The sequence below is a fragment of the Paenibacillus xylanexedens genome (assembly GCF_007680605.1).
In the GTDB taxonomy this organism is placed as follows: domain Bacteria; phylum Bacillota; class Bacilli; order Paenibacillales; family Paenibacillaceae; genus Paenibacillus; species Paenibacillus xylanexedens_B.
On sequence record NZ_VEIO01000001.1, the window covers coordinates 2,938,029 to 2,953,319 of the forward strand.

The window sequence follows — 15,291 nt, forward strand, 5'->3', positions numbered from 1 at the left end:
ATTGAGTGGGAACTCTGATTTATGTACAAAAACAGATGGAATCATATAGGCCGGCAGAGATTTGGACAAATGTTCTCTCAACTCAGCTACGGGCAATTCCTGTTCCGATAGATAGTAGGCATACAGTAAGCCGGACCCTGTCTCGGAGGATTTCATGACAACAACGGTTTGAATGACTCCCGGATAGGATGAAAGGGTATTTTCGATCTCACCTGTCTCTAACCGGGCACCCTGAATTTTGACTTGAAAATCAATGCGTCCCAGGTACTCAATCGTTCCGCTTGGCAGGGATCGAACCATGTCCCCCGTGCGATACATCATTCTGAAATGCTCAGGGTCCTTCTCTTCGTCAAAGAAAGGGTTAGGAACGAATTTCTCCCTTGTCATTTCCTCCAGGTTTAAATATCCTCTTGCAAGACCTACACCGCTTAGACATAGTTCCCCCGGAATACCCAAAGGCTGCAATTCATTCCGGCTTCCGACGACATACCATCTGGACTCGTTTAGCGGGGAACCAATAGGTATGTTTCCATGCCCCTCATAGATACTCAATGGATAATGAGAGACCCATATCGTACATTCCGTAGGACCATATACATTATCCAGGCTTGCCCGGATATTCAGTTTATTGAATTTTTTAATGATATCGGGTGTAACGGCTTCTCCGCCTACAAATACCCATCTCAGCGTGTCCAGTCCCGAGAGATCAGAGCGAAGTTCCATCGTTTCGAGAAAAAGACGGAATAGCGTCGGTACAAAGTTGATATGAGTTACCTGATGTTCAGCTACTGTAGTCAAGATCTGATCAGGGTTCTTTTCCTCGCCTGGCGGCAGAATACTCAACGCACCCTCGCCCATAAACCAACCAAACAATTCTGTACAGGATACATCAAAGGTATACGCTGTTTTTAACATATACACATCACTTGCTTGTACTGGAAAACGACGTTCCAGATCCAGCAGTGTATTCACAACGCTATGATTTTCAATCATGACCCCTTTGGGTTTGCCCGTTGAGCCTGACGTATACATAATGTAGGCGAGACTGTGAGGATCTAAAGACTCTTCGGGATTCGAACTGTCTCCAGTGTATACCGTCCCATCCTGAGTGTAGATATAGTGAGCCGGAAGAGAGTCATCCTCTGCTTCTGGCCGGATCGCGATGACTGTGGAAATATTCGCATCGGTTAAAATATAGGCTTTTCTGGATACCGGATAGGAGGGATCTAGCGGAACAAATGCACATCCAGCCTTCAGAACAGCCAGCAAGGCGATGACCAGATCGGAAGAACGTGGCATTTGTACGCCAACCGCCTCATTATCGGTCTTTTTCCGTGCGATGATCTGTTTTGCCAATTGATTGGCTTTTGCATTAACTTGTGCATAGGTTTGTTTTTCTTTACCTTCGAGTAGGGCAACTCGTTCTGGGTGCTTTGTTACTTTTGTATGGAAAACATCGATGATATGCTGCGGAGTGTAGGGAAAATAAGAAGTTTGGTTAAAATCCTGCAGCAATTGCTCCTGCTCATCCTGCATCAGCAGACTGTATTCACCTATGCTCTTCTCTGGCTCTGTTACCAGTTGTTGCATGAGATATACGAAACGCTGACCCATTCGTTCAATAGAGTCTGCACGAAACACAGTCGGTTTATATTGCAATTTCAGTTGCGTACCTTGAGGTGTGCTATTCAATACAACCATCAGATCGCCTGGAAAGGTGACCTTATCCTGTTCCACAAGCTGGCTCCCCGGTAGATCCTCCTCATATGAGTCGTACACAAAAGAGATATCAAATACCGAAGGTGAACCTGGTTGTACCTGTAACATGCTGTCTCTCACGATTAAGTTATTGGGATAGCCAATGTGCTTATACGTATCGATCCAGGCTGCAGTAACTTGCTCAAGCAGAGATCCAAACTTTGTTTCGAGGTCAATCTGGAACCGCATGGGCAACATATGTACAAAACAGCCTATCGTTTCTTCCAATTCGAAACCCGGACGATGGGAATACGGAGAAGCAAACGTGATATCCTCCTTGCCTGCATACTTATTCAGAAGGATACTGAATGCACCCATGAAAAACATAAATACAGTAACCTCATGGTCCTTTGACATCTGTGTAATGGCATCCATCAACGGTTTGGGAATATCAAAACGCAGCTCGTGCCCCACACCTGTCTGCGAACCGCCAGCAGGATAGTCATGCTGCAGTGCCAAGGGCTCCGCTCCGTTCATTTTGGATAACCAGAACTCACGCTCTCGGTTATATTTGTTCTCCTGTAACTTCAAGTTTTCTGCTTCAATATAAGAGATAAAACCTTGATCCTGTTTTACTTGCAAAGGTAGATCCTGCAGAATGCAGGTGTACGTATGAAGAAGCTTATTTTTTAAAAGTTCCAGTGACATACCGTCACAGATTAAATGGTGAATACATAAAGTAAGAACATGTCTGTTCTCGTCCATATGTACAAGCATGATTCGAAATAGAGGGCCCTGCTCCAATATGAAGGGAGCCTGAATACATTCTTCAATGTATTCCTCCAGTTGTTGTTCCCTGCCATCCTGATGTGCCTGACTCAGATCCCGCAAAACCAGTGAGTACTCCAGATCATCATGGATCGCCAGAACCGGTCTGTCCTGTTGTATCTCAATATGCGTGCGAAGCACGACTTGTTCATGCATAAGCAATTCAATGGAACGTCGAAAGGCTTCAAGTTGAAGCCTTTCTATTTGTATCGAAGCTGAGATGTTATAAGAAGATGGATCATTCACTTGGCAATCGAAATAGATTCCCTTTTGTGTTTCGGAGAGTTCCACGGTTTTACGTACCATCACGACCACACCTCATTCATTAATTGAGATTCAAGCTGTGTTGTCATAAATCCAGTCCCTGTCTAGCTCATTACCCAGATGCCACCAGCCCATATGGATAGAACGGTGATAAACGTTTGATAGACAACATCCATTATCAAATTGCCGATACTGTCTCCATCTGCCTTGCGATTCTTGATCATGACATAAGTATGTGACCACAGACCACTCAAACCATATATGTACATCGTAACCAATACACCAACCCAGAAGTTCCCTTGAAACCAGATCGCCATAATGCCCATAACGCCAAGTCCGACTTGCGAGAATCCATATTTGACCTGAAACGGCCCTCCTGGCCAACCTAGCATTTTGGCTGTCTGTTCTGCTCTAGCAATGTTAACCACGTAACCAATAACACCTACAAGTCCAAATGTAACCACAAACTGATGAAGCAATAACACTCTGCTAATCTCGCTCATTTCGCCAGGGAAACCAAGCATCCAAAGATGAATTGTTCCTGAAATAAGCCCAAATAACCATAGAACCAAAAACCACATCGCTGTTTCACTCCTGCCAATTTGTTATTTTGGAATCATTTGTAACTAAATGAATTAATTTGTAGATATCCACATTATATAATCGCTTTTACATTTGTCAATTCGTACATAATTTTCTATTTTGTCGAAGTTTTTACCATTTCCCTTCTCTTATACGCAATGATTCTATCGTGCTTAGTTCTATATAACTTGAAATTTTTAGGACTTATATACCATTTTTACATATATTCTACCAATATATGTTTCTTTTTTAACACTCCAAAAGAACCACCTCTCATTTATCCCATAGTTGAAATAATTTAATTACCACTGGTTGATTCCTTTTACCCATATATTCAGACTACTTTAGTCGTCTTTATAGATAATAAAATTTGACAACATTTTATTATGTAACTATTATAGTTACATAGATATACATTTTCGTTTCACACATCCACAGCTACTCCTTGGAAGTTGTATTACCCTAATACTCTATAGGTGGCTGTACATACACGATTGTTCAACAATGACTATGAAGCTGCTAATGATGCAAACTACATTTTAGGAGGAAACAAAATGAAATTGTTAGTTACAGGTGCTACAGGTAAACTTGGTTCACTGGTTGTGGAGGCGTTGTTGAAGACAACCGCTGCAACAGACTTGGCTGTTAGTGTTCGTTCACCAGAAAAAGCAGAAGTATTGCTCTCGCAGGGTGTAGACGTTCGTCAAGGGGATTTCGATCAACCGGAAACTTTGGAGAAAGCTTTTGACGGTGTAGACCGCCTGTTACTGATCTCCACAGACGGTGATAACGAGACACGTATCCGTCAGCATCAGACTGCTGTTCAAGCGGCCAAAAAAGCAGGTGTCGGTTATATCGCTTATACAAGTGTAGTCAACGCCGAGCATAACCCGCTCTCCCTTGCTGAGGTACACCGCAAGACAGAACAAGCAATTCGTGAGTCTGGCATCCCTTATACATTCCTGCGTAACAATTGGTACCTTGAAAATGAAGCTGGCAGTGTACAGGCGGTAACACATGGTGCTCCTTGGGTTCATGCTACGAATGACAGCCAGGTTGGCTGGGCAACTCGACGTGATTATGCTGAAGCAGCTGCTGCTGTACTTGCAGGCGAAGGACATGAGAACAAGGTCTATGAATTGTCTGGTAAACTGCGCACACAAGCTGAGCTTGCTGCCATTGCTGGTGAAGTGTTGGGGCAGGAGATTAACGTACAAAACGTCGACGATGCAGCTTATGCGGACATCATGAAAGGTGCAGGTTTGCCTGATTTTGTTGTATCCATGCTGGTTGAAATGCAAAGCGCGCTCCGCCAAGGTGCTCTAGCTGTAGAGAGTGATGCACTTGAAACATTGCTTGGACGTCCAGCTCAACCGTTAAGCGAAGGTTTTAAAGCTATTTTGGGTAAATAAATTCGTCATGTTGCCCTCACGGTAACATACAGGATATAGAAAAAGGGTTGTTCCATACGTCACATGATGACGGGGAACAACCCTTTTCGTATACATTATTATGGAGCTCTTCAAACAAAACTTACACATTCTTTAACCTAACGAATTGATTAACCTTGCTCAATATAATGCGCAGGAATCACATCAGCCAGCCAAATACTCTCGTTGCCATGGTAAAAAAGAATACCTTCACGTGCGGCCTGCCCAGCCTGAATGCGCAGGATAACAGGCTGATCATCTCGCCTTTGTCCAACTTGACGTGCCGTATCCATATCAGCCGATAGATGCACATACTGCCGTTGCCGTGGTTGCAAACCGTGCTCCATGATGGAGGACACAGCACGTACGGGTGTCCCGTGATACAACAATTCGGGAGGTTGTGTAGCTATTTTGGATATTTTTTGCGGCGTAGAATGACCATAAAGTGCACGAATTCGGCCGGTATTGATCTCGTGCCGCTTTTTATTGGAAACCGCAATCATATGTTGCAGATCATCTTCTGTTACATTACGCCACCCCGGGCTTTCGTGCAAAGCGACGAGCAGTTGTGAAATCTCTACCCATCCCTCTTCATCCAGCTCAAGCTCGTATTCCCATGGCACATGTCTCAATGCATAGGAAAGCTCTTTGCTTAATTTCATGTAGTCGATGTTTCTCACCTTCTCTCATCTATCCTTGTTGCTGAACTGCCCCCATAATCTCCTGAATGTTACGGGCAAGAGCTTCGTGATCCTCCTGCGTAAACTGGATATGTCCATTAATACCGCGATGAATAATCGTATTCATCACCGGATGAACCTCTTCATTGGATGCAACACGAATCAGATCGTCAGCAAAATCGACCGCCTGTTGTTCACTGTAATTAAACGGCTTGATCAACATCCGAATGCTCAGCGCATGAGCCTGGGGTTCGGCCAGACGATCACGATGAGTAATACTGTACACCGCACCAAAACCAAAAGCGGCAAGCAGTTGACGTTGCAGTTCTGTCGTTTCTGCGAGTGGTGTGCCAATCAGTTCGCAGACCTGTTCTACCATCTGCTCCAGTTCATGAGCTGCTGCGCCCAAAATAACATCATTCTGATCATCCTTGTTCATAAAATCATTCATATCCATATTCTCCGTTCTATCCTTTATTCCATATCGGGGACGGCAGATGTTTGAAAGCCTCTCGATGGATACCCGCACGATTCAGCGCTTTTCGCAAGCGAGTAGCAACTTCCGTAAAATAAATTTCAGGTACCCGCTCCCCTGCAAGCTGCTTCAATAGATAATCATTTTCCAGACCTTGATACAGTGGATGCAAATCTTCGACTAATATTTTCTTCATATCTTCACTCGTAATACTAGCCGTCATGCTACATTCATTGACGAGTGTCTGCAGCGAATCTTCTACAGCCTGCTCGTCATAGGACGGGTGAGATACGAGATACTGCAGATCATATAGATCCTTGAACCTCGGCCTCACGATCGTCTGATGCAACTTCCAAGCGACTTGAGCGGACAGCGGAACCGTGTAGGGAACTACAAAAGGCTCACCTCTTAACGGTTGGTAGTTGAACTCCACAGGCTCTGCATCCAGCTTCAGATTAAATGAGATATCAAGAAAAAGCTCATCTTCATACCGATTCCCTTCACTGGACTCACTCTGGATCGCATAGGCGATATCGGTATTCACCGTTGGAAAGTCATCATCCATTGCGTAATCAATTTCACGCCAGAATGCATTCTCCCGAAAGCTGCGAAAATGGACTCCATCATTCAGATCAAGTTCAGTCACCTGAATCATCCAATCCGTAAAAATCTGCTTGGCCTGATCCGCATGTTCAATCGTACCTTTATACAAAAAGTCGATATCCTCAGCATAGCGCAGACTTGGATTCTCCAAGTACTGTCTCGTTAACAGGCTACCTTTCAAAATAAAGGATGAATGGACTAGCGTAGCCCGTTTCAATAGCGCTTCCAAAACAATAAGTAATCTCTCGTCTTCATTGAAGCGATGTATGGGTATCTCATTCCCGTTTCTGGTCACAACTTTTCCTCCAATCTTATCTTAAACACATCAAGCCGGTTCAATCAGATCCAGCCCCGATCCAACTCTTCCCGACTATCATATATACACAGCTCATATTGTTGCTTGAGCAGTTCAATTTGATTGCTTTGCAAAATGTTATGAATTTCTTCAACGCTACGATAAAAATGATCTGCATGCTCATACTCACGCACAGTTACAAACCTTATACTGCCATTCTTATGGAGCGAATTACGGGAGATATGCCCCTCTGTCCCCGCACATATATGCTTCAGCCTATTCACATCTTCGACTTGAACCTTACCATGCCACTCAAAATAAGGTCTGGACTGAGGCACTATCGGTTGTTTGAAAAACCGTTCCTCCTTAGCCGGTATCTCTACTTTTGTACGTACCACAGTGAACCCGTTATTCCTAAATGTTATTGAAATCTCTTCAATGACACGCTGTACATCCTGAAAATCCTCGCTATGGACAATGCCCGTAATCATGGGTTGATGGATGTGCTCTCCCTGATCGAGCTCGATCAGGACCGGTTTCACGTTCTCTTCGTTACAGATACGGATAAAGGTTTGCTTTTCTTGCTGGCTCAGGTCACTTAGGGTAACATGAAATTCAAACTCCATTCGTTCACAGCCCTCTTTCTTCCAATGTGCTTATACTAAATTAACTCTACCTTTATTATAGTAAAACCCAAAATAGTAAAAAAACCAAATCTTCTCCGCAGATAGAGTCGATTTGGTTTCCTTCAAACACCACGGCAACACATGCCGCACTGCTTTGTTCCACTTTCCCAAAACTCACCACGGTCAGGCCGTCTCATGTTGCTTCTTCGGCTCTGGCTCATAGACCTGGGTGTGCTCATTTTCCTCATGCAGCCACTCCACCGTACCTGGTTTGCGAACCTTCCACACCAAGGCCTGAATGCGAAGCGATCTTCTCACCCAAAACAGAGAGGTACAACGCTTCTCCGAACGAACCATAAGCCCCCAATGAATAACCCGGGCTAGCCACGGATTGACATATTCATTGTGCTTGCGCACGGATGGCAATTCATCTTGGAACAAACGTTGCTTTACATCCATAGGCGGCTGACCACAAGTCCAGTAATGAAGCAAAGCGGACAAACTATAGATATCTGACATGGGTCCCTGAACTGCTTTCTCGGAATAAAATTCAAGCGGCGAATACCCTTTAGAGGTAAAAATCGCCTGTTTTGCTCCCGTCTGCATCGGCCAGCGCACAGCCGCACCAAAGTCCAGCAATTTGGGCGTACCATCCTCCATCACCATGACATTGGAAGGTTTGACATCCCGGTGGAGAATGCCTTGTTTATGAATGTAATCCAGCGTATCCACCAGCGGCAGTAGCGTATCGGTAATAAACTCGGGCTGTAATGCATGGTTACGCTCCCGTAAATAATCGGTCAAGATCATGCCGGTACAATATTCTGTGACCAGATATCCCGTATCATTGGCCTCAAAATGATCAACATATGTAATAATGTGAGGATGATTAAGAGATGACAACAGCTCACCCTCCTGAAGAAACGCAGATAACAGTTCATGGAATTGTCCGCCATATCCTCGGGATGCACAAAATACACTGCGCTTGTCCGTCTGACGTGCAGCAATCCGATGGGGGAAAAACTCCTTTATAGCCACTTTGGCACCTGTATGGCGATTCCGCCCAACATACACAATCGCTAATTCACTACTAGTCAATACCTGTCTTACCTGATATGTATCATTCAAAATGACATTGCGCTGCAAAGCCATATTCCAGTTATTTTTTCTCATCTCAAACCTCTTTTCAACCTTGTCGATCGGAAGACTTGCCGCATAACGACGAATTTGATCCTTGAACTCATCGGAAATAAATCCAACCAGACAGTCGAATCATTGCTAACCATCTTTATAAACCAAACGCCACCGTTTGAAACATTTTTTTTGCGGAAAGTGCATTTTCGTTCAAGCTTCCGTTTTCTATATAAGAGAAGTAATCACTCTTCTATACATAGTATCGACAAAAGGGGCAGTTTCGTTAATTTGTTCATAAAAAATGCGAACTGCCCCATGTTCCTATGCTAATCGCCTCTAATAGTGCTTATTTAAAAATTGCTGAATCTCCTCATTCATCTCTCTTAGTACATCCTGAGAAGGGAAGTGGCCTGTATCATATTTGATCGCCTGTACATTCGGAATAATTTTCTGAGCACGGTCAATACACTTATCTCCTGGGAAAAAGACATCCTTCTCACCCACCAGAAGTAATGTAGGCGAGGTATAATTTTCAAGTTCTTCTCGCTCTGCAAGTTTGGGCAAATCCTGCTCCAGGCTGACATATTTGAATATTTTGCCGATCAAGTTTTTATCTGCTTCCTTCATACAGTGGCATGACAGGTTATCCGTAATCTTTTGCAAAGAAGCTGGCGAAGAAGTCATACGATACTTGACGAGTGGAAGTGTAATATCATGAGCCGTTTTCATTCTGGAGTTGACCGCAAGACCCGCGGGAGCTACTAGCACCGAGCATGCAATACGCTCCGGAATATACGTAGCCAATCTCAGAATGATGCCGCCGCCAAATGAAGGACCGATGAACGCACTTTGTTCAATGTTGTAATGATCCAGCAGATCGGATACCCACATCGCCAAGCTGTCAAAACGAGCCGAAATGCTCGTCTCCTCGCTGTACCCGGGATGGCCAATCGTATCCGGCGCGATAATCCGATAGGATTGAAATAAGGAAGAGAACCAGGACAACGTCATCGGATTCACACAATTGCCACCTTGAAGAATAAATAACGGCTTGCCATCTTCCGGTCCAGTCAGCAACACATGTGTTTTCCCAAAACGTGTCTCCACATACTCTCTTGTAAATCCTTCACCCAGCTCACTCAAATAAATTTCGTATTCTTCCAGAATACTGCTCTTGCCTTCTTCACTTTTATAAATGGAACTCATGTCTGCCTCCTGCAATGTGTACTCATCTCACCTGTTCCAGTGATCAATTCCGGATATTCCCGGCCCAAAAAGATAAAGAGGGCCTGTTAAAATGACAGGCTCCTCCATATGTGCGACTTATCATATGCTGATGATTATAGAATGGAAATTGGAAATTGTAAATATCGTTTCTAATAGACATGCTTATCTTTTTTTAACTCGAGTAAAAGTATCACTTTCGGCCATAATCCGCCTTGATTTCGCCCCACTGCTTCGTCTGCCATTTGAGCACTTTATTCGTATACGTATTCGTGCGAAGCCACTGCTCTGCCCGGTCAATCATCAACCAGATTTCTTCCGTCGAGTTGTCACGCGGCAGTGTTGTCGCAACTTTTTTTTGTTTCAGCCATTTCATCGCATTGACCGAATCGGTGTAAACGGTTTTGTTACTACCTTCTTTTTTGAGATAAGCCAGAGCATGCACAATCGCCAGAAACTCTCCCAAATTGTTGGTGCCTTTCGAGATCGGGCCGACGGAAAAAAGCACCTCACCTGTGCGGGTATCCACACCTTTGTATTCAACCGGTCCTGGGTTGCCTCGTGTGCCTACATCAACAGAGATGCTATCATAGTCCACTTCCTCGGATGTCTCCATCCCGGCACTTCTACCGCTACTGCCTGACTTCGACTTGGACTTGGAAGCGCCACCTGCACTTGAACCCCAGTTCCCTTTCCAGCCAGCACGATACGCTGCTTCAGCGGCTTCCCTAGATTCATATGATTTATATTTGGCTCCGGCATATTGATCCGTCTGAGCCTTACATTCCGCCCAAGTGCTGTATACGCCCGGTTTCTTTCCTTCCCATACCACGTAATATTTCTGTTTCGCCATGCGTAACCGCTCCTTTGTTTACTGCGTCAATATCCTATTGTAAACGAAGAAGTAGTTAAAATGAAAGTTCATTATTGGCCTCAGCATTAGAACAGAGGAATAAACAGAACGGTTGAATTTGGTATATTCCCTCGCATCCCGGAACAGTCTAATAATCAGCGTTCAATTAGGAAAAGAAAGGATGTCTTGCATGGATTGGATCTGGAAATCCGTCTTGCTTGTTCTCGTTGGCATGATTCTGCTGCGCATCGCAGGGCGTAAATCCATCTCACAGATGAGTGTGGCAACAACCGTTATTATGATCTCGATCGGGACAACCATCGTACAGCCGATTGCCAATCATGAACTGGGCAAAGCGATTGGCTCCGCTGCCGTATTTATTGTAACTTTGCTCGTCGTGGAGCAATTACAGATGAAATCCAATCTGTTCGAACGTATGATGAGCGGCAGCTCCAGAGTAGTTGTTGAGAATGGGGAAATCATTATTCCGAACCTGAAACGAATGCGGTATACGATAGATCAGCTCGAGATGCATCTAAGACAGGCGGGTATCCGAAGTGTAAATGACCTGGAAACGGCCACCGTTGAACCGAATGGCCAGCTTGGCTATGTTCTGAAACCGGAAGCGCGCCCCGTCACTGTAAAAGATCTGGAGCAATTGTTGCAAAGCTATGGCTTGGCTCGATCCAGTGGCGGGATGTCCTTGTTTGAACAACGGCCCGAAGAGAAGCAGAGTAAGGGTTCGGCAAACCGTGGAAGTGAAGATGAAGATTCGGCTAATATTTTTGAAGAGGTCAGCAGCGGGAAGCATTCACATCGAGTAGACTCCAGGCTGGAATAGATGTAAAAAAAGAAAAAGCCGACGTCCTTCAGGACTACGGCGCGAATGAAAGAATTCTATAGTTACATCTCCGAATTCCGGATTATCGTGTGCTCAAATAGGCAATTCCCAAACCTCCGGTGACCGGATTCTGGTAAATCTCACATTCCACCTCAAATACCTCGCCAATGATCTCACGAGTCAAAATATCGGCAGGAGTGCCATGAACAACAACTTGCCCTTGCTTGACCACATAGAGATAATCACAGTAGGCTGCCGCAAGTTCAAGATCATGCAGCGCTGCCAAAATGCCGATGTCCAGTCCGCGAACTATATTCAATATTTGTAGCTGGTACTTGATATCCAGATGATTGGTCGGCTCGTCCAGAATCAGAAATTCCGGTTGCTGCGCAAGTACACGAGCCAGAATGACACGTTGCTTCTCCCCGCCGGACAGAGACGTATAATTGCGGCCTGCATGTCCGGTCAGCTGTACTTTTTCCAGTGCCATCTCCACAATCTGCTCGTCCTTTGCATTATCGGTCTCCAGTAGCTTTTTGTGCGGTGTACGCCCCATCATAACCATCTCACGAACGGTAAAATCAAAGCTTAACTCGTTAAACTGACCTACAACCCCCATCTGCCTGGCCGTGACTTTGGGACTTGATTTCAGAATATCGGTATCTCCCAGCATAACGCTGCCCTGCTTCGGTTTAATGACTTTATAAATGCTTTTGAGCAACGTCGATTTGCCGCAGCCGTTCGGTCCAATTATCCCGACGAATTGTTTCTCTCTCACCTGAAGGGAGATATCACGCACGATATCCGTATCCTGCACGGAAAAAAATATGTTATCGACCGTTAATTGCATGTTATTTTCCTCCAAAGCCATAGCCTTTTTTGACAAGCATGTACATAAACATCGGTGCACCAATCATCGCCGTAATAATGCCGATGGGCAGTTCAACACTGGAGATTAGCGATCTCGCAATGACGTCTGTCCAAATCAGGAATATCGCGCCGAACAATACCGAAACAGGCATCACTTTACGATGGTCCGAACCGACGATCCCTCTCACGATATGAGGAATGATTAATCCGACAAAACCGATCATGCCGCAGCTAGCAACCATCACACCCGTCACGAGTGCAGTTAATATCATATACAGTCTGCGATATACACTCAGGTTAATACCCAAAGTAACTGCAGCTTCATCCCCCAGTAACATCGTGTTTAACACACGGGACTGCAGCAGGAAAAACAATATGGCAGTAAGCACGACTATGCCTATTAGTGGTAGCTTGTTCCACCCGGAAGCGGCAAGACTGCCCATCGTCCAGAATGTGACTGTTTTGATGCCCTCTGCATTATTCGCAAAATAGATAACGAAGTTGGAAAACGCACTGCATAGTGCATTAATAACCATACCCGCAAGCACCAGCTTGACTGACGTCATTTTGCCCCGGATTCCGGCCAGTGTCAGAACAAGCAAAGATGCACCCATAGCTCCGGCAAACGCCCAAAAGGCAACGCCAGTCTGTCCTAGCCAGCTAATTGCACCAAAACCGATGAGAATCGCAAAGGTAGCCCCGAGCGAGGCTCCTGAGGAAATGCCAAGGATGTAAGGGTCCGCCAGTGGATTCTGCACAGCCGCCTGCATAACGGCACCACATAAGGCGAGCCCCGCACCGATAAACATTGCCATTAATACACGCGGGAAGCGAATCTGCCAGATAATATCCGTGAAGGAGCCTGCTGCAACCGGCTTTCCTCCCCACTCCATTCCCGTTATTTTGGCTAAAAGAATACGGTAGGACTCTCCGAGCGGAATACGAACTTGTCCAATAGAGACGGCAAACCCTGCTGAAATCAGTACCATCACGATTAATGCTGCAATAAGTAGGGTAAAACCTGTTTTACTGTGAATCAGGGATTCTTTTTTCCCCAAGTGCTGTGTGCCAGCCTGAATCGTCTGTGCCATTTCTTCCCCCATGAATTCTATTAAAATGGTGCGAAACTTAAATTAGCTATTTACAAAGTATTTTCCCGGATTATAATTGAGAATGATTATCTTTGTCAATTAATATACGAACAAAAAGGGGTTATTACCATGTTGAAACGCTCGTCCAGAACCACTTTATTCGCTACGCTAACTCTGTTATTACTGCTGCTGTCGGCATGTTCATCTAATACGTCCACACCATCCACAGCCGAAAATACGGCTTCCCAAACAGGGACAACCGAAGCTACCGCACCTGCGGGAACGGCTAATCAAACGACCTATCCGCTTACCGTCGAAAACTTCTCTATGTCTGGTGAAGGCGGAGAATGGAAACCCAAAGCACAGGTGTTTGATAAGGCACCCGAGCGTGTTGTTGCCAATACTCAATCCGCTGCCGAAATGCTGATCAAGCTGGGCCTGACGGATAAAATGGTTGGGGTTGCTGCACTTTATGGCGCGGTAACACCCGATGTAGCTGACGAATTCGCCAAAATTCCAGTGTTGTCCGAGAATTACGTGGGCAAGGAGCTTGTTGTTGGCGCCAGCCCTGATCTGGTCTTTGGACGAGGTGATCTGTTTGCAGACGCTGACTGGGGTGTGGGAAGCGTAGACGGACTGAATGAGATGAACATCCGTACCTTCATGCAAACGACCAATCACAAGGGAACGCTCGAAAACCTCTACAGCGATATTACGCAGCTTGGTCTTATCTTTGATGTACAGGAAAAAGCCACACAATTTATCGACAGCCTGAAAACACGGACAGAGGCGATCAAAGCCAGCGTCACTGATCAACCGGAGCACAGCTTTGCATATATCGTACCCGCTACAGAAGACAGCATTACCGTAAGCAGCATGCAGAACGATACGTATCAGCTTGATGCACTCAGCCTGTTGAAGCTGAACAATGTGTTTGATGGCATACAAGGCGACGTCAGCGTAGAACAGTTGATTACAGCGAATCCGGATTACCTGCTGCTCTCGGCTTACAGCGGATCACCCGATATCAACAAGCTGATTCAAAATCTATATGCCAACCCTGCGCTGCAAAGCATGAAGGCCATTCAGAACAAACAAATCTACGTGACCGATTTCAGCCAGTTCTGGGGATATGGATATCAAATTATAGACGGTGTTGAAAAAATGGGAAAAGAAATGAAGGCTAATCCGATCCAATAAATTTGGCATCTCTACTGCACAAGTCAATTACATCATGCATGGACGGACCCGGGAACAAGAGGAGAATTTTCCCACGTTCCCGGGTCTATGCTTGACATTAGTTTGATATCAAATTATATTACAAAGATGAAAACTAGAGATGCTATTTCACTTATATCCAAAATTAAAGAGAAAACCAGTCGATTTATTTTGACCGAAATGACCGAACAAGGCATCCACGATCTGGCTACATCCCATGGAGATATCATCTACGCCCTCTATAATCATCAGCATATGACCATGGCGGAGATTGCAAAGAACATTCGCAAAGATAAATCCACGGTAACCGCACTTGTGGACAAATTGGTACGAACCGGATACGTCGCCAAAGAGCGAGATGCAGCCGATTCACGCATCGTTCATGTCGCTTTGACTACCAAAGGCGAAGCATTACAACCTATCTTTGAGGATATCTCGCAGCGATTGCTGGACACCTTTTATGCAAATGTTACAGACGATGAGAAAAAAGAACTGCTTCGCATATTGATCAAAATTCACGATAACTTTTAATTTTTTTTGGATTGATAGTTTGATATCAAACTAATTATCAAGGAGGAT

General features: G+C 45.0%; 14 protein-coding genes and 2 pseudogenes. 4 read left to right on the forward strand and 12 right to left on the reverse strand.

Translation table 11 applies throughout. From position 1 onward, the window contains the following. The 3 genes and pseudogenes from FS818_RS29610 to FS818_RS13040 all read right to left on the reverse strand — a co-directional run. Positions 1 to 1,536 (reverse strand): annotated as a pseudogene (locus FS818_RS29610) (non-ribosomal peptide synthetase); the annotation flags it as partial. Continuing rightward, a pseudogene (locus FS818_RS29615) lies at positions 1,522 to 2,832 on the reverse strand (condensation domain-containing protein); the annotation flags it as partial. The pseudogenes FS818_RS29615 and FS818_RS29610, both read right to left, overlap by 15 nt. Positions 2,833 to 2,894: 62 nt before the next feature. Next, a complete protein-coding gene (locus tag FS818_RS13040) occupies positions 2,895 to 3,371 on the reverse strand; it encodes a DUF6790 family protein (RefSeq protein WP_167375605.1) in 477 nt (158 codons plus the stop codon). A 555-nt stretch (positions 3,372 to 3,926) separates the two neighbouring features. Between FS818_RS13040 and FS818_RS13045 the strand changes: the two genes are divergently transcribed. Next, positions 3,927 to 4,784 (forward strand): SDR family oxidoreductase, encoded by an 858-nt coding sequence (locus FS818_RS13045; RefSeq protein ID WP_145332273.1) that lies wholly within the window; start codon positions 3,927 to 3,929, stop codon positions 4,782 to 4,784. 149 nt (positions 4,785 to 4,933) lie between these two features. Here the strand turns inward: FS818_RS13045 and FS818_RS13050 are convergent, their stop codons facing one another. The 7 genes from FS818_RS13050 to rnhA form a co-directional block, all read right to left on the reverse strand. Beyond that, positions 4,934 to 5,473: an RNA 2'-phosphotransferase gene (locus FS818_RS13050; RefSeq protein ID WP_145332887.1), complete on the reverse strand. Its 540-nt coding sequence runs from the start codon at positions 5,471 to 5,473 to the stop codon at positions 4,934 to 4,936. Positions 5,474 to 5,492: 19 nt separating this feature from the next. After that, positions 5,493 to 5,933, reverse strand: coding sequence for an Imm48 family immunity protein (gene imm48 / locus FS818_RS13055; RefSeq protein WP_145332275.1), 441 nt, complete (start codon positions 5,931 to 5,933; stop codon positions 5,493 to 5,495). Positions 5,934 to 5,949: 16 nt separating this feature from the next. Continuing rightward, positions 5,950 to 6,855 carry a nucleotidyl transferase AbiEii/AbiGii toxin family protein gene (locus FS818_RS13060; protein WP_260989840.1) on the reverse strand — a complete coding sequence of 302 codons (906 nt, stop codon included), beginning with the start codon at positions 6,853 to 6,855 and terminating at the stop codon, positions 5,950 to 5,952. Between the two features lie 44 nt (positions 6,856 to 6,899). Next, positions 6,900 to 7,481: a hypothetical protein gene (locus FS818_RS13065; RefSeq protein ID WP_145332277.1), complete on the reverse strand. Its 582-nt coding sequence runs from the start codon at positions 7,479 to 7,481 to the stop codon at positions 6,900 to 6,902. A 183-nt stretch (positions 7,482 to 7,664) separates the two neighbouring features. Further along, on the reverse strand, positions 7,665 to 8,654 hold the full coding sequence (locus FS818_RS13070; RefSeq protein ID WP_145332280.1) for a serine/threonine protein kinase: 990 nt from the start codon (positions 8,652 to 8,654) through the stop codon (positions 7,665 to 7,667). A 297-nt stretch (positions 8,655 to 8,951) separates the two neighbouring features. Then, positions 8,952 to 9,821: an alpha/beta fold hydrolase gene (locus tag FS818_RS13075; protein WP_145332282.1), complete on the reverse strand. Its 870-nt coding sequence runs from the start codon at positions 9,819 to 9,821 to the stop codon at positions 8,952 to 8,954. 211 nt (positions 9,822 to 10,032) lie between these two features. Continuing rightward, positions 10,033 to 10,692: a ribonuclease H gene (rnhA, locus tag FS818_RS13080; protein ID WP_145332284.1), complete on the reverse strand. Its 660-nt coding sequence runs from the start codon at positions 10,690 to 10,692 to the stop codon at positions 10,033 to 10,035. Positions 10,693 to 10,882: 190 nt separating this feature from the next. Here rnhA and FS818_RS13085 point away from each other — a divergent pair, with 190 nt between their 5' ends. Then, positions 10,883 to 11,533, forward strand: a complete 651-nt coding sequence (locus FS818_RS13085) for a DUF421 domain-containing protein (RefSeq protein ID WP_145332286.1) — start codon at positions 10,883 to 10,885, stop codon at positions 11,531 to 11,533. Positions 11,534 to 11,615: 82 nt separating this feature from the next. Here the strand turns inward: FS818_RS13085 and FS818_RS13090 are convergent, their stop codons facing one another. Then, positions 11,616 to 12,383 (reverse strand): ABC transporter ATP-binding protein, encoded by a 768-nt coding sequence (locus FS818_RS13090; protein WP_145332288.1) that lies wholly within the window; start codon positions 12,381 to 12,383, stop codon positions 11,616 to 11,618. A 1-nt stretch (position 12,384) separates the two neighbouring features. Further along, a complete protein-coding gene (locus tag FS818_RS13095) occupies positions 12,385 to 13,494 on the reverse strand; it encodes a FecCD family ABC transporter permease (protein WP_145332290.1) in 1,110 nt (369 codons plus the stop codon). Positions 13,495 to 13,623: 129 nt separating this feature from the next. On the opposite strand from FS818_RS13095, the gene FS818_RS13100 reads away from it, so the two are divergent. Beyond that, positions 13,624 to 14,694: an ABC transporter substrate-binding protein gene (locus FS818_RS13100; protein ID WP_260989841.1), complete on the forward strand. Its 1,071-nt coding sequence runs from the start codon at positions 13,624 to 13,626 to the stop codon at positions 14,692 to 14,694. A 126-nt stretch (positions 14,695 to 14,820) separates the two neighbouring features. Then, positions 14,821 to 15,243, forward strand: coding sequence for a MarR family winged helix-turn-helix transcriptional regulator (locus FS818_RS13105; RefSeq protein ID WP_145332292.1), 423 nt, complete (start codon positions 14,821 to 14,823; stop codon positions 15,241 to 15,243). Positions 15,244 to 15,291: the final 48 nt, after the last annotated feature.

Bases quoted from the DNA above. Each gene is read 5' to 3' on its own strand.
- FS818_RS13100 (WP_260989841.1), top strand. From the start codon at position 13,624: ATGTTGAAACGCTCGTCCAGAACCACTTTATTCGCTACGCTAACTCTG.
- FS818_RS13075 (WP_145332282.1), bottom strand. From the start codon at position 9,821: ATGAGTTCCATTTATAAAAGTGAAGAAGGCAAGAGCAGTATTCTGGAA.
- FS818_RS13095 (WP_145332290.1), bottom strand. From the start codon at position 13,494: ATGGCACAGACGATTCAGGCTGGCACACAGCACTTGGGGAAAAAAGAA.
- FS818_RS13045 (WP_145332273.1), top strand. From the start codon at position 3,927: ATGAAATTGTTAGTTACAGGTGCTACAGGTAAACTTGGTTCACTGGTT.
- FS818_RS13085 (WP_145332286.1), top strand. From the start codon at position 10,883: ATGGATTGGATCTGGAAATCCGTCTTGCTTGTTCTCGTTGGCATGATT.
- FS818_RS13070 (WP_145332280.1), bottom strand. From the start codon at position 8,654: ATGAGAAAAAATAACTGGAATATGGCTTTGCAGCGCAATGTCATTTTG.
- FS818_RS13090 (WP_145332288.1), bottom strand. From the start codon at position 12,383: ATGCAATTAACGGTCGATAACATATTTTTTTCCGTGCAGGATACGGAT.
- imm48 (WP_145332275.1), bottom strand. From the start codon at position 5,933: ATGAATGATTTTATGAACAAGGATGATCAGAATGATGTTATTTTGGGC.
- rnhA (WP_145332284.1), bottom strand. From the start codon at position 10,692: ATGGCGAAACAGAAATATTACGTGGTATGGGAAGGAAAGAAACCGGGC.
- FS818_RS13065 (WP_145332277.1), bottom strand. From the start codon at position 7,481: ATGGAGTTTGAATTTCATGTTACCCTAAGTGACCTGAGCCAGCAAGAA.
- FS818_RS13040 (WP_167375605.1), bottom strand. From the start codon at position 3,371: ATGTGGTTTTTGGTTCTATGGTTATTTGGGCTTATTTCAGGAACAATT.
- FS818_RS13105 (WP_145332292.1), top strand. From the start codon at position 14,821: ATGAAAACTAGAGATGCTATTTCACTTATATCCAAAATTAAAGAGAAA.